Genomic DNA, 18,571 nt, shown 5'->3' on the forward strand with positions numbered 1-18,571 from the left:
ACCGCGCAGACGATACGACACTTTTATAACGAACCCGATCCGCCATCCCGGATCAAAGATGGCGCGTTCGTGGTCATGAATTGTTACGCATGATGACAGAGCACGTCAGTCGGCCAGCATCGCACCGACATCGGCCTGCGCGACGATCTCGCCGTTGACCTTGGCGTCACCGTGAAACCACCACATGTCCCGCCGCCGCGTGACCAGCTTCATGTGATAATGAATGATGTCGCCGGGGCCCGTCGGCTTGCGAAACTTGCACTTGTCGATGGTCAGGAAATACACCGCCGTCGGCCGGTTCGTCTCCGTCGACAGCATGCCGATCACGCCAGCCGTCTGCGCCATGCCCTCGATCATCAGTACGCCAGGAAAAATCGGGCGGTTCGGGAAATGCCCCTGAAATACCGGTTCGTTGACCGACACGTTCTTGATGCCGATGCCGCTGAAGTCCTTGCGGATATCGATCACCCGGTCGATCAGCAGCATGGGATAGCGATGGGGCAGAGTCTTCAGGATCTGCCCGATGTCCACGGCCTCGATGGTGATTGGTGCCTGCTCTTCCATTATGTCTGTTCCCCGTCGCCCGACGGCTTCGATTTCAATTTCGCAATGCCTTCCCGGCCCAGACGCTCCACCTCGAACAGTTCGCGGAAGAACTGCTTGATCGGCTTGGCCGGAGAGCCACCCCAGCGCGCGCCGGCCGGCACCTCGCCGACGACGCTGCTTCGTGCCGCGATCTGTGCCCCGTCGCCGATGGTGGCGTGATCGCTCACGCCAATGCGCGCGGCAAGGACCACCCCGTCACCCAGCGTCGAACTGCCGGCGATCCCGCTCTGGCTGACCACCACACAGTTGCGGCCGATGACGACGTTGTGGCCGATCTGGACAAGGTTGTCGATCTTGCTGCCCTCGCCGATGACAGTGTCGTTGAGCGCCCCGCGGTCGATGGTGCAGCCCGCGCCAATCTCGACCCCGTTCTGGATGATGACCCGTCCGGCCTGGGGCACCTTCACATGCCCCCTCGCACCCATCAGGTAGCCAAACCCGTCCTGGCCGATCCGGCAGCCCGGATGGATGATGACCTCGTTGCCGATCAGCGCACAGAGAACCGAGGCGTTCGCGCCGATATTGCAATCCCGGCCGATCCGGACACCCGCCCCGATCACCGCACCCGACCCGATCACGGTTCCGGCCCCGATTTCGACGTCCGGTCCGATCACGGCCAGCGGATCGACGATGACGTCGTCCTCAAGATACGCCGACGGATGCACAACGGCCGCGGCCGCGACGCCGCCGTTGTCGAACCACGAGGTCGGCCGCAACGTGTCGGGATACAGGGCACGCATCGCCGCGACAAAGGCCTTGTAGGGCTCCGCGACGCGCAGAACCGCGACATGGGGAGGAACGCTGCCCGCAAGTTTCTCGTTCACCAGGCAAGCGCCGGCGTGGGTCTGCTCGAGCTGGGCGGCGTACTTCTTGTTTTCGCAAAATGTCAGGTGGGCGGGCCCGGCCCGATCGAGCGACGCTGCACCGGCAATGAGCCTGTCGGCACGCGCTTCATCGGCGAGCTGGGCTCCGGTCAGCGCGGCAAGGTCTGCCAGCGTCACCGGTGAAGGACGTTTAAAGAATGTCCTCTGCGTCATTCCATCCGCCGCGGTCAGGGAAATGCACTTTCCCGCGACTCGAATCCCGGACCGCATAAGGAAAATGCCTGCAACAAAATAACCGAGCGGGTTCCAACCGGATGGCTGGAACCCGCTATTTGAAGTGCGAGCTCTTTTATGAGCTCAGAATGACGTACCGCCACCGAACCGGAATTCCTGCGTCCGGTCGTACTGACTCTTGGACAGCGGGATCGCGTAATCGAAGCGCAGCGGTCCGAAAGGCGACTGCCAGATCAAGCCCACACCCACCGACGTTCGGATCAAGCCATTGTCCGCACCGACGGTCAGACACTGATTTCTAGCATTGTCGATAGCCAACGCGTTGTTACACCCCCCGACAAGCGACGTCACACCCTCGTAACCAAACACCGAACCGGCGTCGGCATAGATCGCGCCCTTCAGACCAACTTCCTTGGGCAGGAACCAGAACGGCATCTGCAACTCAGCCGAAGCGCCCCAGTACTTGGTGCCACCCAGCGCGTCGCCGTAGCCCAGCGTATTGAAATTGCTGATGTCGCGCGGACCAATACCCACCGGCGCGAAGCCGCGGACAAGGTTCGGTCCCATCTGGAAGTGATCCAGCATGCGGATGCCCTTGCCGGTATCGGTGAGCACACCGCCCTGCAGGCGCAGCACGCCGACGATGTCAGCCACGACCGGCGTGTAGAGCTTCACGTCGCCCGTCGTCTTCAGGTAGCTCACGTCTCCGCCAACGCCCGCGAAGTCCTGGTTGAGGGTCGCGAGGATACCGCTGGTTGGATCCTTGTTGTTGTCGAGCGTGTTGTAGGCGAGCGTATAGCCGACAGCAGACGTAATGACCGGCCCATTGGCAAGTCCCTGCTTCACAGCGACCGAAGCTTCGCCATCGGCCAGACAGTTGTTTCCACCAAGCGCCCCGCTGAATGGACCAGGATAAGTGGCTCCAGGGTATGGCCCTACTTCGCCACCTGCGTTCAGATAGCCAGGAGTCGGGAAGTAAGTGCTGCCCGGTGCACCCGCGCCAAAGTTATTACAATTCTGCAAGTAGTACGGCAGCGTGATTTCCTGCCGCGAAATCGAGTAACGCAGCTGCAGGTTCAGGTCTTCACGCAGCTGGAAGCCTAGACGCGGGCTGAAGCCGATCGTCTTCGAGTCATACGACACGTAGTTCGAAGCGAGCTGCTTGCGCTGATAGAAGTCGAGACCGAGCGCGACGCGGTAGCCGAGCAGATACGGCTCGACGAACGACAGCGTGTAGCCCTGCGTACGCTGGCCGTACTGCACGGACGCCTTCGCATAAAGGCCGCGGCCCAGCAGGTTGCGCTCCGAGATGCTGACTTCGCCGAGGAAACCGTCCGCGGTCGAATAGCCGCCGGACACCGAGAAGTCGCCGGTCGACTTCTCTTCGAGGTCGACGTTCAGAACCACGCGATCGGACGACGAACCCGGCTCGGAGTTGACCTTGACGGTCTTGAAGTAGTCGAGGTTCTTCAGGCGTCGCTCGGCGCGATCGACCAGCGCGCGGTTGTACGCATCACCTTCCGAGATATCGAACTCGCGGCGGATAACGTAATCGCGGGTTCGCGTATTTCCGCGAACGTTGATTCGCTCGATGTAGACGCGCGGACCCTCTTCGATCGCAAACACGATCGAAACGGTGTGCGCCTCGAAATTGCGGTCGCCACGCGGCTTCACCGTCGCGAAAGCGTAACCGCGCCGCGATGCTTCGATCGACATTTCCTCGACCGACTTTTCAACGGCTTCGGCGTTGTAGATCGAGCCCACGTTGACGCGAGAAAGGCTGCGGAACGAGTTGCCGTCGAGCGTGGCGATGCTGGACTGGAATTCGACAGAACCGACGCGGTACTGCTGGCCTTCCTCGATCTTGAAGGTCACGAGGAAGCCCTTGCGCTCGGGATCGTACTCCGTCAGCGCAGCGACGATCTGGACGTCGGCGTAACCGTTCTTGAGGTAGAACCTGCGCAGGATGTCGCGATCGGCCTCGATGCGGTCCGGATCGTAGACGTCGTTGCCGCCGAGGAAGCTGAGGAAATTGCTTTCGCGGGTCTTGATCACGTCCCGCAGGCGGTAACCCGAATAAGCCTGGTTGCCGATGAACTCGATCGACTTAACGCCCGTCTTAGCGCCTTCTGTGATTTCGAAGACAAGATCGACGCGGTTGTTCGGCTGCTCGATGATCTTGGGCTCGACCTTGACGTCGTAGCGGCCGTTGCGGCGATAGATTTCGGTAATACGCGCGGTGTCGGACTGAACCATCGCCCGCGACAGGGTTCCGCGGGCTTTGGACTGCACTTCGGCCGAGAGCTGGTCGTCCTTGACCTTCTTGTTGCCTTCGAAGGCGACCCGGCCAATGACGGGGTTTTCAACGACCACAACGACCAGCCGGCCGCCGGCCTGGTTGATCTTCACGTCCTGGAACAGGCCGGTCTCGATCAGGGCCTTCAGGCCGTCGTCGATGCGTGCGCTGTCGAGACGCCCGCTCGGACCCGGCTTGAAATAGGAACGGATGGTATCGGCCTCGATCCGGCGGTTGCCTTCCACGCCAATGGAAGCCGCGGTCTGGGCAACAGCCTGCGACGATACGAGCGAGGCCGTCGCCACAGCGGCGACCGGCAAAGCAAACATGATCAGGGCAGCGGTCAAACCGCCCCGTAGCACTCGCAATCCAACCATCATGCGCCAGGCGCCCTTGTCATTCCAAAGCCGGCCCGTTTCCGGGCCGGGAGATTCCCCAAATATTGCACTGCTTGTAGCCAATTTTGCCTAACGGGCAAATGTCCTTTCGCAGCGCAATTCCAATTTCCCAACAAGACGTTGCTGATCGGCCACGCCTGTAAAAAAGCCGCAATCAGGACGCGGCCAGATGCAGAATGTCGTTGTAGGTCGCGAAGATCATCAACATCAGCACGAGCGCCAGTCCGACCCGGAAACCCAGCTCCTGCGACCGCTCCGACAACGGCTTCCCCCGCACCGCTTCGACTGCATAGAACAAAAGGTGCCCGCCATCGAGAAGCGGGACCGGAAACAGGTTGAGAAGCCCGATCGAGACCGACAGGACTGCGGCGAGGTGAATCAGTGCCGCGAGGCCGATGGTGGCGACCTGACCGGAGATCTGGGCGATCCGAATCGGTCCGCCGACCTGATCCGCATTTTCCCGGCCGGTGAAGATTCCGCCGATATAGGCAACGGTCCGGTCAACGACGAACCAGGTCTCCTTGACGCCCAGCCAAACAGCGGTCGCCGGATTCACTGGTTTGGTGACGGTGTCGCCTGGGCCCGTTGCGCGGGTGATTCCGAGGATTCCGACCCGATGGACGTTGCCGAAGGTATCCTTGATTTCGCGAAGCTGAGGCGTTCCGGTCAGTTTCACGACCTCGTCGCCGCGTTTCACGGTGAAGACCAGCGGCGTGCCCGCCTTGGTGCTCACTAGCCGCTGCATGTCGGTGAAACTCTCGATCGCGTCGCCGTTGATTGCGGTCACGATGTCGCCCGGCTTGAACCCGGCGGCAGCGGCGGCGCTGTTTTCCTGAATGGAATCGACGCGCGCGGTCTGGCTCGGCTTGCCGAAGAACGTAAAGAGAGCCGCGAAAATAACGATCGCGAGCAGGAAATTCGCAATCGGACCCGCAGCCACAATGGCAGCACGCGGCCCAACCTTCTTGTGGTGAAAACTTACGCTGCGCTCTTCAGCGGTCATGGTCTGGAGTGCATCGGCGGACGGTGTGCTGGCCTCGGAATCGTCGCCGAAAAACTTAACGTACCCGCCGAGCGGAATCGCCGACACCTTCCAGCGCGTGCCGTGACGGTCGTTGAAACCGAACAGTTCCGGCCCGAAGCCGAGCGAGAACGTTAAGACCTTCACCCCGGCCCAGCGGGCGACGAGGAAATGGCCGAGCTCATGGAAGAAGACAACGATGGTCAGGACGAACAGGAAGGGGATGATGTAGCCGATCAGGCCATGACTCAACGTATTGAAACCATTCAGGAAAAAATCCACAACTCAATCCCTCACCAGCGGGCCGCCGGGCCCGGTCCCAACGATCTAGGATGCCTTTAAGGCAATTTGAGGCAAGAGGGCGGCAGCATTATTTCGCGCATCATGGTCAACAGAAATCGCGTCATCGGCCGACGTCAACGGCGCAAGATTCCCTGCCCTCACCCAGTTATTCAGAGTGGCTTCGACAAGCTGCGCGATGCCGCCAAACCGGATTCTCTGCGCAACGAAAGCGGCCACGGCGACTTCGTTCGCGGCATTGTAGACGGTGGTCGCCCCGTTACCGGTGCGCAGCGCATCATAGGCGAGTTTCAATCCCGGGAACCGGTCGTAGTCCGGCGCCTCGAAGGTCAGCGAGCCGATTTTGGCGAGATCCAGCGACGCGGCGCGCCCTGTGATGCGGTCCGGCCAGCCGAGGCAATGCGCAATCGGCGTGCGCATGTCGGGCGTTCCGAGCTGCGCCATGACGGAACGGTCGGAAAACTCGACCATGCCGTGGACGATGGACTGCGGATGCACCAGCACGTCGATCTCGTCCGGTGATAGCGCGAACAGGTATGAGGCTTCGATGACCTCCAGCCCCTTGTTCATCATCGATGCGGAATCGATGGTGATTTTCTGGCCCATGCTCCAGTTCGGATGCTTCAGGGCTTGAGCAAGCGTGGCCTGCGCGATGTCGGCGGCCTTCCAGGTGCGGAACGGCCCGCCCGACGCCGTGATGATGACGCGAACCAGTTCCTCGCGATTGCCGGAGGCTAGCGCCTGAAACAGCGCGTTGTGTTCGGAATCCGCCGGCAGGATGCACGCGCCCGCTTTGGCGGCGCGATCCATGAAGAAATCGCCGGCGCAAACGAGGCACTCCTTGTTGGCGAGCGCAATCGTGGCGCCGCGATCGGCAGCCGCAAGCGCAGGCTTCAGTCCCGCCGCGCCGCTGACCGCAGCCATCACCCAATCGGCAGGACGTTCCGCCGCTTCGATGATGGCGCTGTCGCCCGCGCCGTACGCAATGTTGGTTCCGGCCAGAGCTTCGCGCAATTCACCAAGCTTCGAGGCATCGGCGACGGCGACAAACCGCGCATTGAATTCTTTCGCGAGTTTCGCCAGTCCTTCGACATTGCCGTTCGCGGTCAGCGCCTCGACCTGATAGCGCTCGGGAGACGCGCGCAGCAGATCCATCGTGCTGTCGCCAATCGAACCCGTGGCGCCGAGCACGGTAATGGTCCGCACGGCGGATGCCGCGGCCTTGTTGTTACGCAACGGAACAGCGTTCATCACATCACCAAACCATGAAACCGCGGCCGACGCCATCAAGGCCGCCGCGCATAAAGCCAATAAGGGCGGCGAAAACAATCGCCGCAACGAAACCATCGAGCCGATCCAGCAACCCGCCGTGACCGGGAATGATGTGGCTCGAATCCTTGACGTCGAAGCGGCGTTTGACGGCGGATTCGAACAGGTCACCGAACTGCGAAACAATCGACAGAACGGTGCCGAGCAAGAGCAGCGGAAGCATCTTGCCGAAACCGAGCAGCGCGAATCCCGCAGCGATCACGAGGCTGAGGACCAAGCCGCCAATCGCGCCGGCCCATGTCTTCTTTGGGCTGACGCGCGGCCAGAGTTTTGGCCCGCCGATGCCGCGCCCTGCGAAGTAACCGCCGATATCGGTCACCCACACGACGAGAAGAACGAACATCAGCGCGACAAACCCAATATCGGCATCGCGCCGGACGATGATCGCGGCAATCAGAGCCGCGGCGGCATAGACCAGTCCGCTTGCAACCCATCCGCGCCGTTCGCGCACGAGTGCCGCGGCCAGCACAATTCCGACAGCCACGATCCCGAACGCGAGGTCCGTCCGTCGCATCATCAGGCAAACGCCGGCGACAGCGAGCGCAGCTATTCCCGCTGCCGCAGCGACACGATTGCCGGAGAGGCCGACGATCATCAGCCACTCGAAATACAGCAGCGCAGCAGCCGCGATCACGATGCAGGCCCATGGCCAGCCGCCGATCCACGCTACAGCGATGGTTAGCGGCGCAAGCACCAGCGCCGCGACGACGCGCATGTAGAGATTGCTCGACCCTTTCGCGGTATCGGGTGTCGCTGGAATCTCCGGGGCCACGCGGCTCACGATCCGGTTTTGGCGACCAGCCCGCCGAAGCGGCGTTCGCGGGTCGCGTATTCGGCAATCGCGCTTTCGAGCGCAGCCTTATCGAAGTCCGGCCAATGAATCGGGACAAACACCAGCTCGCTGTAGGCCGCCTGCCACATCAGGAAATTCGAGAGACGCTGTTCGCCGCTGGTGCGGATGATCAGATCGGGGTCCGGAATGTCCGGCGCATCGAGGTAGCTGCCGAGCGTATCGGTGGTGATCGTCGCCGGATCGCGCTTGCCCTCGGCGACTTCGCGCGCAAGCCGCTGCGCCGCGTTGGCGATCTCCTGCCGCGATCCGTAATTGAAGGCCACGACAAGCGTGAGACGCGTGTTGTTCCGCGTCAGTTCCTCGGCTTCGTTGAGCAGCGCGCAGATGTCGGACTCAAGTCCGTCGCGTTCGCCAATGACGCGAACCCGCACACCATCGGCATGCAGCGTCGCAAGATCGTTGCGGATGAAGCGGCGCAGCAGGCCGAACAGATCGCCGATCTCGCTCGCGGGCCGCGACCAGTTCTCGGAACTGAACGAGAAGATCGTGAGATAGGAGATTCCGAGTTCGTGCGAGGCTCGCACCACCTTGCGCAGCGCGTCGACCCCGCGGCGGTGTCCCTCGGCCCGCGGCAATCCCCGCGCCGCCGCCCAGCGTCCATTGCCGTCCATGATGATCGCGACGTGCCGCGGCGCATCGGCACGATCCGATTCTCCTGGCTTTGGCATGGCGCCGTTCGACATTCGCGATCTCTTAAACGGTGAGAATTTCTTTTTCCTTGGCCGCAAGCGCCTTATCGACGTCGGCGATGGCGGCATCAGTCACCTTCTGAACCTCGTTCGAAAGGCGCTTTTCATCGTCCTCGGAAATCTGATGATCCTTCTCGAGCTTCTTCAGCATGTCGAGACCGTCGCGGCGCACGTGACGAACCGCAACGCGCGCAGCCTCGGAATATTTGTGCGCGACTTTCACCAGTTCCTTGCGGCGCTCTTCGTTGAGTTCGGGAATCCGCAAGCGGATAACCTGGCCTTCGGTCGCCGGGCTGAGGCCGAGGTTGGAGTTCACGATCGCAGTCTCGACTGCCTTCACCATCGACTTGTCCCAGACCTGAACCGACAGCAGACGCGGCTCCGGCACACTGACGGTAGCGACCTGGTTGAGCGGCATATGGCTGCCGTAGGCCTCGACCTGCACCGGCTCAACCATCGAGATCGCGGCACGGCCGGTGCGCAATCCGCCCAGTTCGTGCTTGAGCGAACTGATCGCGCCTTCCATCCGGCGCTTGAGGTCGTTGATATCGAAATTCCCGGCCGCCATGCGATGCTACTCCTTCCAGTCTGATGCGGCTCAAATGATCGGCCGCATCGCGTATCTTATTGTTCTGGCGCGACTTTCAGTTCCGCGCCGCCGCCTCCGCCCTAGCCGGAAACGATCGTGCCCTTGCCCTTGCCGCTCAGGATGGCGCCGATCGAGCCTGCCTCGGCGATCGAGAACACAATGATAGGCAAGGACGTTTCGCGGGCAAGCGCGAAGGCCGTCGCGTCCATCACCTTATAGCCGCCTTCCACCGCCTGCGAATGGCTCAACCGTTCAAATCGCTTGGCGGATGGGTCTTTCTTGGGATCGGCGCTGTACACGCCATCGACATTGGTGGCCTTGAGGACCGCCTGCGCGCCGATTTCGGATGCGCGCAGCACCGCCGTGGTGTCGGTCGTGAAGTACGGGTTGCCGGTCCCGCCTGCGAGCAGCACGATGCGGCCCTCGGCAAGATACCGGTGGGCCGCCGCGCGGGTGAAAAGTTCGCTGATCTGCGGCATCACGAACGCGCACAGCGTGCGGGCCGACTGGCCCTTGCGCTCAAGTGCCGATTCGAGCGCCAGGCAGTTCATCACGGTGGCGAGCATGCCCATCGTGTCGCCGGTGGTGCGGGACACGCCGCGGGAAGAAACTTCGACACCGCGAAAGATGTTGCCGCCGCCGACGACGACGGCGATCTCGACGCCAAGTTCCCGCGCCCTGATCAGGTCGCTGGCGATGCGGTCGATAGTGGGCTGGTGAATACCGAAGGATTGGTCCCCGGCGAGATATTCGCCGGAAACCTTGACCACGACACGCCGGTAAGCAGGTTCAGCCATACGATCGCTCACTCATTCGAATTGAGCGCATTCCAAAGCAAAACAGGGTGTCTTGCCGAATGCGCCCAGAATCCCGATCGGCGCGCGTCGTCTCGTTACCCCTGACCGGCAGCGGCAGCGACTTCAGCGGCGAAATCGGATTCCTGCTTCTCGATTCCCTCGCCCAGAGCATAGCGCACAAACCCGGCAACCTTGATAGGCGCGCCGACCTTGCCCTCAGCTTCCTTCACGGCCTGCGCCACGGTCTTAGCGCTGTCGTGGATAAACGCCTGCTCCAGCAGGGTCACTTCCTTGTAGTAGGTCTTGAGACCCGATTCGACGATCTTGGCGATCATCGCATCCGGCTTGCCCTGCTGGCGGTACTTGTCCGCCATGACGTCCTTCTCGCGGTTCACCACCACAGGGTCGAGACCTGCGGCGTCGAGCGCCTGAGGGTTGGATGCGGCAACATGCATCGCGATCTGGCGAGCCAGCGCTGCAAGCTCATCCTTCTTGCCGGTGGATTCCAGCGCGACGATCACGCCCATCTTGCCGAGACCATCGATCACGGCGCCATGGACGTAGCTGCCGACAACGCCATCGCTGACCGAAAGTTCGGCCGCGCGGCGCAGCGTCATGTTCTCGCCGATGGTCGCAATCGCGTCCGCTATGGCGCGATCAACGTTGTACTCGCCAACCTTAGCAGCCTTGATCTTCTCGACGTCGGCGCCGGCCTTGAGCGCAACCTGGCCGATCATCTTGACCAGGCCCTGGAACTGCTCGTTGCGTGCAACGAAGTCGGTCTCGGAATTGACTTCGACGAGAACACCCTTGGTGCCGTCGGTCACGGCTGCGATCAGGCCTTCAGCCGCAACGCGGCCCGACTTCTTCGCAGCCTTGGAGAGGCCCTTCTTGCGCAGCCAGTCAACCGCCGCGTCGATGTCGCCGTTGGTTTCGGTCAGGGCCTGTTTGCAATCCATCATGCCCGCGCCGGTTTTCTCGCGCAGATCCTTGACCATTGCCGCTGTGATTGTTGCCATTGCCGGATGTCCTTTGCCTGTGCGGGCCGCGCGGCGCAGCGATTGCTGGCTAGCCGGATTCGACGCGCAGGATTTTTCTAGTCGGGGAATGTCGCGGCCGGATGAACCGGCCGCGAATAGGTTTAAGGCTTATTCCGCGTCCGCGGTCAGCGCCTTGGACTGGGCGACCCAGCCATCGGCACGCGCCGGTAAGCCGACTTCTTCGCCGATCTTGTGAGCGGTATCGTGGTCGAGCTCTGCGATCTGCCAGTAGTGGAAGACGCCGAGATCGTTGAGCTTCTTCTCGATCGCGCCGGACACGCCGCTCAGCTTCTTGAGATCGTCGGCAACGCCGCGCGGACCCGCAAGACCCTGGAAGCCTTCCGACTTGGCAGGTTCAACCGCTTCCGGCGTTGGGTTGGCCAGAGCGCCGATGTCGATGCCCGCGCCGCCCTGCGCGCGCGAAATACCGTCGATCGCCGCACGGGCGACGAGGTCGCAATACAGAGAGATCGCACGGCCGGCGTCGTCGTTGCCGGGAACCACGTACGAGATGCCCTTCGGATCGCAGTTGGTGTCGACGATCGCGGCCACCGGAATGTTGAGGCGCTGGGCCTCCTGGATCGCGATGTCTTCCTTGTTGGTGTCGATCACGAAGATCAGGTCGGGCAGACCGCCCATGTCCTTGATGCCGCCGAGCGAGCGGTCGAGCTTGTCGCGCTCGCGCTGAAGCGTCAGACGCTCCTTCTTGGTGTACTGCGCGCCTTCACCCGAGGCGAGCATCTCGTCGAGCTGACGCAGACGCTTGATCGAGCCGGACACGGTCTTCCAGTTGGTCAGCGTGCCGCCGAGCCAACGGGAGTTGACGAAGTACTGCGCGGAACGCTTGGCGGCTTCCGCCACGCCGTCCTGCGCCTGGCGCTTCGTGCCGACGAACAGGATACGGCCGCCCTTGGCGACGGTGTCGCTGACAGCCTGCAGCGCGCGATGAAGCAGCGGCACGGTCTGAGCGAGATCGATGATGTGAATGTTGTTGCGGGCACCGAAGATGTAATCCGCCATCTTCGGATTCCATCGGTGGGACTGGTGACCAAAGTGCACGCCAGCTTCCAATAGCTGACGCATAGAAAATTCAGGTAACGCCATAGTCAATTCTCCGGTTGGTTCCTCCGGAAGCGTGTGAGCAACGAGCCGCAAACAAAAATGACTTGCGTCCCGGTTGCCACCGGACGGCTTTTTAGAGCCATGCTTCCGTGTGAGATGCGCGGCTTATAACTGCCGCATCGCGTCGAAGCAAGGATTTATGGCCGTTTTTCTTGGCCGCCAAGGTCCTGAGAAACGCCGGCCGGAGCATGGTCCGACCGGCCACCTGTTCAGCACTTTGGAACATTCGGCGGGCATCGCTTGACCGCAGCAGGAGCCGGTCTGGGCGGAGGAGCTGCCCGGGGCGGCGGTGCTGCGGGGCGCGGAGCCATTTGTGGCCGAGGCGCCATCTGAGGCCGCGGAGGTGGAGCCGCCGGCCGCTGGAACTGCGGCTGTGGACGCGGAGCTATCTGCGGCTGCGGTCGTGGAGCCGCCTGCGGGGGCCGCTGGAACTGGGGCTGCGGCCGTTGAATCTGCGGTCGCGGAGCCACCTGAGGCCGCGGCTCGGGCCGCTGGAATTGCGGACGGGGCCGCTCGGGACGAACCTGCGGGGTTCCCGCCGGTCCTGACGGAGCGGCAGTTCCCGGCTGAACCGAAGGCCGCGCAAGGCCGGGGCGACCACCGGGCCCCCCGTCTGGACGGCCCGGACGGCCATCCTGTCCAGGCTGCGGACCTGTCGCGCCCGGCGCCGGCAAGGTGCTGGGCAAAGGCCGTACTCCCGGTCGGCCACCACCCGGCCCTGCTCCCGGACCCTGTCCCGGCAGCACGTTGCCCGGCTGAAGACCCGGCCTGACAACACCCGGTTGGACTTGGCCCGGCTGGACCTGTCCCGAACCACCCGGACGGCCGGCGCCCGGCAGAACGCCCGGAGGTGCCGCGACCTTGCCCTGTCGAATCAGGTTTGCGCGCCGAGTCGCCGACGGCGGCAGCGCCGGTGCAAATGCGGGACGGGTTGTCGCCGCGCCGCCGGGTCCACCAGGCCGTCCCGGCCTGAACTGACCGCCCGGCCCGAACTGGCCGCCGGGTCTTCCCGTTCCGATCACTCCGGGCGACGGACGCCGGTTGATAATGGTGTTGATCACGTTTGTGTTGTGAATATTCGTGAACAGGAAACGGTTGATCGGCGGACGCACATAAATCGGCGGCCGGATGAAGATCGGAATAGGCACGAACACCGGCTGCGGCAGGTAGTAGGCATCGTCGTAATAGTACGGCGGATCGAGCACGACGAAATCTTCCGGCGGCGGCGGCAGGAAGAAGATCGGCGGCGGCGGTGGCGGCGCGAATCCGAATACCGGATCGTCGAACATCAGATATGGCCGGTCGACATACTCGTATTCGTATTCCGGCGGCGGCGGCACATCGTAGGCATAGGCATCAAAGGCCGGCGGCGGCTCCAGCGCAGCGGCAATATTGGCAAGCCTGCGGCGCGCGTCGGCCGCATGCGGTCCCCTCGGATAACGCTTCAGATAGGACCAGTACGCCTGCTGCGTGTTCGCGCGATAGGTCTGCCGCCAGGTGATGGCCTCGCGGCGTGCGGCGATGATCGCCCTCACCCGCTTGGCCATCGGATCGTCGGGATAGGCCGCGAGAAACGCCTCGTAGTCGGCAATCGTGTCGCGCTCGAGCGCCGCCGTGTAGGCCTCCTGTGCGCTGAAATCACGAATCGGTTTCGAGCGCGCGGCAGCGTCCTGATTGGCCTGGAGCGGCGGAGCGTCCGGCGCGCGCTCGAAGAACACGAAGTCGCCTTCAAACTTCTGCGCGTCCCACGGCACCTGCGCGCCCTTGGTGACGTCATTCACGCGCAGCCGCACGCGGTTGAAAACCTCGGGAAGCGAAATGCCGCCGGTGCGCATCATCTCAGCGAGCGCCTGCGCATAAGGGCCGTAGTTGCCCGTGGGGTTCGGCGCTACCGTGCCCGGCGCGGCGTTGAACGCGATGAGACTTTTGGGATCGGGTTCAATGAGCGCAAGGCCACCCGCGAGCGGCTGGCCTTCCTTCGCAAACGGATGGTTGTACGCCGCATCGAGCACGACAACGGTGCCCTTCAGCGGCAGTGACGACAACTGGCGGATGTAATCGCCGACGCGCAGGCCTTCGACCGGAACGTCGGTATCGCGCACCATGTTGGCATCGACGGGCGCAAAGTAATTTTCGCCCGCGAGCTGAAGACCGTAACCTGCAAGATAGACAAAAGCGACCGTATCCGGTCCGGCTGCCTGCGCCTTCCTGATGAAGTCGCCGAAGGTCTGACGCAACGTCTCGCCGTCGAGATCCCGCGCGCCGACCACATCGAAGCCGGCCGCCTGCAATGTCTGGGCGATCAGGCCGGCGTCATTGGCGGCGGTCGCCAGCGGCGCCTTCTGGTAGTTGCCGTTGCCGATCACGAGCGCGATGCGGCTTTGCTGGCCCTGGGTGGGCGGCGGGGTTTGCGCGTGAAGGGGTAACGCCATGGCCGCGAAGGCCAGCACCACCGCGACGCCGAAGAACCTGCTGATTCCGCGCATGACACCCTTCCCGTTCAGTCCAACGGTGCAGTCAACCCCGCGCCGCATGAACAGTGGTTGAACGAAAGATAGTCGGAATAAGGCGGCAGCCCAAAAGGGCAACCGTCAGATTGTCTGCACATCCACCACGCCGGAGACCGCCTTGAGCGCGCCGGCGATCTGCGGCGACACCTTGAAACGGCCAGGAAGCTTCATTTCGACCTCGGTCTGAAGATCGAGCATCATGATCAGCGTGACCTCGCCGTCACCTGCGGGCGGGCCCGAAGACGGCCTTGGCGGCTGAAGCCTGTTGCCACCGGTCGCGGCCTGATGACCTTCGAGCCGCTTGGCGATCGACTCCAGCGGCTTGTCGTCGCGCACGAAGATGCGCAGGCCCTTCTGGGTTTTGGCGGCGGCATCGTCGAGCGGCTCGGCATGCAGAATACGCGCGCGCACGTCCTCGCCCTGTAGTTCCGCGCCGATCTGCATCAGGACTGCCGAACCCGGCTCAAGCACGTCGCGGTATTGCGCGAGGCCTTCGGAGAACAGCACGGCCTCGAAATGTCCGGTCGGATCGGACAACCCGATAATACCCATCTTGTTGCCGGTCTTGGTGCGCCGCTCCATCCGCGACACCACCGTCGCGGCAACGCGTCCCGCCGTCGCGCCGGTCTTCACCGCACGCGAGAACTCGGTCCACGACTGCACGCGCAAACGCTTCAGCGCGGTCGAATAATCGTCCAGCGGATGGCCCGACAGGAAGAAGCCGATGGCGTCGTATTCGCGCCGCAGACGATCCGCCGGGAGCCACGGTTCGAGATTCGGAAGAACGATGCTCGGCGCATCGGCCATGCCGCCGAACATGTCGTTCTGTCCGCTGGTGGCGGCTTCGTGACTGCGCTGGCAGGCGGCGACGATGGCGTCGGCACCGGCGAAGACACGCGCGCGGTTGGCATCGATGGTGTCGAATGCGCCGGCAGCCGCGAGGCTTTCGACCACGCGCTTGTTGATCGCACGCGGACTGACGCGGGCGGCGAAATCGGCAAGCGAGGTAAACGGCCGGTCGCCCCGCGCTTCCACGATCATCTCGACCGCCTGCTGGCCGACGCCCTTGAGCGCGGCCAGCGCGTAATAGATCGTGTTGTCGCTGACCTCGAATGTCGTGCCGGAACGGTTGATCGACGGCGGCTCGACCTTGATGCCAAGCCGCTGCGCCTCGGCGCGGAATTCGGACAGCTTGTCGGTATTGTTCATGTCCAGCGTCATCGACGCCGCGATGAACTCCACCGGATAATGCGCCTTCATGTAGGCGGTCTGGAACGACACGAGCGCGTAAGCGGCGGCGTGGCTCTTGTTGAAGCCGTAGTCCGCGAACTTGGCGAGCAGTTCGAAGATCGTCTGCGCCTGCCCTTTCGGCACGTTGTTCTTGGTCGCGCCGGCGACGAAGATTTCGCGCTGCTTGTCCATTTCCGCGCGGATCTTCTTGCCCATCGCGCGGCGCAGCAGGTCGGCGTCGCCGAGCGAATAGCCGGCCATGACCTGCGCGATCTGCATCACCTGTTCCTGATAGATGATGACGCCGAAGGTCTCCTTCAGGATCGGTTCGAGCATCGGATGCATGTAATCCGACTCTTCGTCGCCGTGCTTGCGCGCGCAGTAGGTCGGGATGTTCGCCATCGGACCCGGGCGATAGAGCGCCACCAGCGCGATCAGGTCTTCCAGCCGGTCCGGCCGCATGTCGACCAGCGCGCGCCGCATGCCCTGACTTTCAACCTGGAACACGCCGACCACTTCGCCGCGTGCCAGCATCTCGTAGCTGGGCTTGTCGTCGAACGGCAAATGCGCGAGATCGACGTCAACGCCGCGCTGCTTCAGCAGCTTCACCGCGACGTCGAGCACCGTCAGCGTCTTGAGGCCGAGGAAGTCGAACTTCACCAGTCCTGCGGGCTCAACCCATTTCATGTTGAACTGGGTGACCGGCATGTCCGATTTCGGATCGCGGTACATCGGCACCAGTTCGGAGAGAGGCCGGTCGCCGATCACGATGCCCGCGGCGTGGGTCGAGGCGTGGCGCGTGAGACCTTCAAGGCGCTGCGCGATGTCGAACGCCCGCGCGACCACCGGGTCTTCGTCGCGGAATGCCTGCAACTTGGGTTCGCTGGCGATGGCCGCCGCCAGCGTTACGGGCGCGGCCGGATTCTGCGGCACCAGTTTGGTCAGCCGGTCCACCTGCCCGTAAGGCATCTGCAACACACGGCCGACGTCACGAAGCACACCGCGCGCCTGCAAGGTGCCGAAGGTGATGATCTGCCCGACCTGCTCGCGGCCGTAGCGCTCTTGCACATAACGGATCACCTCGCCGCGGCGGTCCTGACAGAAGTCGATGTCGAAGTCCGGCATCGAGACGCGTTCGGGGTTGAGGAAGCGCTCGAACAGCAGACCAAATCGGATCGGATCGAGATCGGTGATGGTCAGCGCGTAGGCAACCAGCGAGCCTGCGCCCGAACCGCGGCCCGGTCCCACCGGAATGCCATGCGACTTCGCCCACTTGATGAAGTCCGACACGATCAGGAAGTAGCCGGGATATTTCATGCGCGTGATGACGTCGATCTCGAACGCCAGACGCTTTGCGTAGTCTTCTTCCGTTGTGCCCGGAGCAAGACCGTACTTTTGCAGACGCCAGGCGAGGCCTTCCTCGGCCTGACGGCGCAGCTCCTCCGCCTCGGCATTTTCGCCGTCGGCGGCATTGTCGCCGCCCACTGTAAAGCGCGGCAGGATCGGCTTGCGTGTCTTGGGCCGGTAGGAGCAGCGCTTCGCAATCTCGACGGTGGACGTCAGCGCTTCGGGCAGATCGGCGAACAGCACCGCCATTTCGGCGCGTGTCTTGAAGCGATGGTCCGGCGTCAACTGATCGCGATCGGTCTCCGACACCAGCCGCCCGCCCGCGATGCAGAGCAATGCGTCGTGCGCCTCGTAGTCGTCGGCGGTGGCGAAATACGGCTGGTTGGTCGCGACTAGCGGCAGACCCATGGCATAGGCCATGTCGATCAGCGCGGGCTCGACGCGGCGCTCGTTCTCGAGTCCGTGGCGCTGCAATTCGATATAAAGCCGGTCGCCGAACAGTTTCGCGAGAATGTCGCAGCGCGCCTGCGCCAATGCGGGCTGGTCCGCGTTGATGGCCTGCCCGATCGGCCCTTCCGGCCCGCCGGTCAGCGCGATCAGCCCGGCGGTCTCGCCTTCCAGCCACTCGATCTTGATGTGAGGCGGCTGATTGACCGGCGTTTCCAGGAACGCACGGGAGTTGAGCTTCATCAGGCTGCGGTAGCCGTCCTCGCTGGTGGCAAGCAGGACAAGCCGCGCCGGCTGGAGCGCATTGCGTGCGCTGGCATCCTGATCGCCGAAATCGGTCGTCATCGCGCAGCCGGTAATCGGCTGGATGCCGTAACCGGCAAGTTTGTCGGAAAATTCCAGCGCGCCGAACATGTTGTCATTGTCGGTCAGCGCCAGTGCAGGCTGATGGTCAGCCTTGGCGAGTTCCAGCAGTTTGCTGATGGTCATCGACCCTTGCAGCAGCGAATAGGCCGAATGCACGTGCAGATGAACGAATCCGGGATCCGACGCGGCCGACTTCGGCGAAACAGTTTTGGACATGCTGACCCTGGCAACCTTCGCAAGCGCCGTTCATCGAACCGATGAACCAACTGCGATAAAAGAACGACTCATAAGCGTCGATGGTGGTGCCTTGTACTATGGGTGTCCACGCAGAAGACGGGGACCCGTCTGTTGAGGCCGGGTCCATCATCGTTTTCCCCAGCCTCGGGCGGTTCCGAGGCTGGGCGAGTCACTACATCTGCGGAATGACCTGCGCCCAGATCGCGATCATTCCGACGAAAAGCACAACCGAAGTCAGCGCAGCAGCTTCTTCAACGAATGTCTTCAACATGACCGAACTCCCTATCGACGCTCTATCGACTATCCGATACGACTCTATGAGAACGTAATAAGAAC

General features: G+C 62.9%; 13 protein-coding genes. All 13 read right to left on the minus strand.

The genetic code is table 11. The features are described 5' to 3' along the window. Positions 1–105: 105 nt before the first annotated feature. The 13 genes from fabZ to dnaE all read right to left on the minus strand — a co-directional run bounded on the left by fabZ (position 106) and on the right by dnaE (position 18,214). Entirely contained in the window at positions 106–564 is a 459-nt protein-coding gene (gene fabZ / locus AC1RM7_RS03730) for a 3-hydroxyacyl-ACP dehydratase FabZ (RefSeq protein ID WP_024921835.1), read from the minus strand. Further along, positions 564–1,643 (minus strand): UDP-3-O-(3-hydroxymyristoyl)glucosamine N-acyltransferase, encoded by a 1,080-nt coding sequence (lpxD, locus tag AC1RM7_RS03735; protein WP_024921834.1) that lies wholly within the window; start codon positions 1,641–1,643, stop codon positions 564–566. The genes fabZ and lpxD overlap by 1 nt, the downstream gene beginning before the upstream one ends. A gap of 144 nt (positions 1,644–1,787) precedes the next feature. Further along, positions 1,788–4,340 (minus strand): outer membrane protein assembly factor BamA, encoded by a 2,553-nt coding sequence (bamA, locus tag AC1RM7_RS03740; RefSeq protein ID WP_024921833.1) that lies wholly within the window; start codon positions 4,338–4,340, stop codon positions 1,788–1,790. Between the two features lie 172 nt (positions 4,341–4,512). Next, on the minus strand, positions 4,513–5,661 hold the full coding sequence (gene rseP, locus AC1RM7_RS03745) for an RIP metalloprotease RseP (RefSeq protein WP_024921832.1): 1,149 nt from the start codon (positions 5,659–5,661) through the stop codon (positions 4,513–4,515). Between the two features lie 45 nt (positions 5,662–5,706). After that, on the minus strand, positions 5,707–6,930 hold the full coding sequence (gene dxr, locus AC1RM7_RS03750) for a 1-deoxy-D-xylulose-5-phosphate reductoisomerase (RefSeq protein WP_024921831.1): 1,224 nt from the start codon (positions 6,928–6,930) through the stop codon (positions 5,707–5,709). A 4-nt stretch (positions 6,931–6,934) separates the two neighbouring features. Further along, a complete protein-coding gene (locus AC1RM7_RS03755; RefSeq protein ID WP_051472552.1) occupies positions 6,935–7,723 on the minus strand; it encodes a phosphatidate cytidylyltransferase in 789 nt (262 codons plus the stop codon). Positions 7,724–7,785: 62 nt separating this feature from the next. Continuing rightward, positions 7,786–8,544: an isoprenyl transferase gene (locus AC1RM7_RS03760; protein WP_006020736.1), complete on the minus strand. Its 759-nt coding sequence runs from the start codon at positions 8,542–8,544 to the stop codon at positions 7,786–7,788. A 10-nt stretch (positions 8,545–8,554) separates the two neighbouring features. After that, positions 8,555–9,118 (minus strand): ribosome recycling factor, encoded by a 564-nt coding sequence (gene frr / locus AC1RM7_RS03765; protein ID WP_024921829.1) that lies wholly within the window; start codon positions 9,116–9,118, stop codon positions 8,555–8,557. Positions 9,119–9,219: 101 nt separating this feature from the next. Beyond that, on the minus strand, positions 9,220–9,936 hold the full coding sequence (gene pyrH / locus AC1RM7_RS03770; protein WP_006020738.1) for a UMP kinase: 717 nt from the start codon (positions 9,934–9,936) through the stop codon (positions 9,220–9,222). A gap of 95 nt (positions 9,937–10,031) precedes the next feature. Beyond that, the gene (gene tsf, locus AC1RM7_RS03775) at positions 10,032–10,955 is read right to left on the minus strand and encodes a translation elongation factor Ts (RefSeq protein ID WP_006020739.1); all 924 of its coding nucleotides are present in this window, start codon (positions 10,953–10,955) and stop codon (positions 10,032–10,034) included. A gap of 129 nt (positions 10,956–11,084) precedes the next feature. Further along, positions 11,085–12,080 carry a 30S ribosomal protein S2 gene (locus AC1RM7_RS03780; protein WP_006020740.1) on the minus strand — a complete coding sequence of 332 codons (996 nt, stop codon included), beginning with the start codon at positions 12,078–12,080 and terminating at the stop codon, positions 11,085–11,087. A 227-nt stretch (positions 12,081–12,307) separates the two neighbouring features. Continuing rightward, on the minus strand, positions 12,308–14,584 hold the full coding sequence (locus tag AC1RM7_RS03785; protein ID WP_024921828.1) for a caspase family protein: 2,277 nt from the start codon (positions 14,582–14,584) through the stop codon (positions 12,308–12,310). A gap of 105 nt (positions 14,585–14,689) precedes the next feature. Continuing rightward, complete coding sequence (gene dnaE, locus AC1RM7_RS03790; RefSeq protein ID WP_024921827.1) at positions 14,690–18,214, minus strand: DNA polymerase III subunit alpha; 3,525 nt, start codon at positions 18,212–18,214, stop codon at positions 14,690–14,692. Positions 18,215–18,571: the final 357 nt, after the last annotated feature.

Source organism: Afipia sp. GW822-FHT03D08, assembly GCF_058801645.1.

Coding starts and splice junctions, on each gene's coding strand:
- fabZ (WP_024921835.1), bottom strand. CDS start 564: ATGGAAGAGCAGGCACCAATCACCATCGAGGCCGTGGACATCGGGCAG.
- lpxD (WP_024921834.1), bottom strand. CDS start 1,643: ATGACGCAGAGGACATTCTTTAAACGTCCTTCACCGGTGACGCTGGCA.
- dnaE (WP_024921827.1), bottom strand. CDS start 18,214: ATGTCCAAAACTGTTTCGCCGAAGTCGGCCGCGTCGGATCCCGGATTC.
- AC1RM7_RS03785 (WP_024921828.1), bottom strand. CDS start 14,584: ATGCGCGGAATCAGCAGGTTCTTCGGCGTCGCGGTGGTGCTGGCCTTC.
- AC1RM7_RS03760 (WP_006020736.1), bottom strand. CDS start 8,544: ATGTCGAACGGCGCCATGCCAAAGCCAGGAGAATCGGATCGTGCCGAT.
- tsf (WP_006020739.1), bottom strand. CDS start 10,955: ATGGCAACAATCACAGCGGCAATGGTCAAGGATCTGCGCGAGAAAACC.
- AC1RM7_RS03780 (WP_006020740.1), bottom strand. CDS start 12,080: ATGGCGTTACCTGAATTTTCTATGCGTCAGCTATTGGAAGCTGGCGTG.
- bamA (WP_024921833.1), bottom strand. CDS start 4,340: ATGATGGTTGGATTGCGAGTGCTACGGGGCGGTTTGACCGCTGCCCTG.
- AC1RM7_RS03755 (WP_051472552.1), bottom strand. CDS start 7,723: ATGCGCGTCGTCGCGGCGCTGGTGCTTGCGCCGCTAACCATCGCTGTA.
- frr (WP_024921829.1), bottom strand. CDS start 9,118: ATGGCGGCCGGGAATTTCGATATCAACGACCTCAAGCGCCGGATGGAA.
- pyrH (WP_006020738.1), bottom strand. CDS start 9,936: ATGGCTGAACCTGCTTACCGGCGTGTCGTGGTCAAGGTTTCCGGCGAA.
- dxr (WP_024921831.1), bottom strand. CDS start 6,930: ATGAACGCTGTTCCGTTGCGTAACAACAAGGCCGCGGCATCCGCCGTG.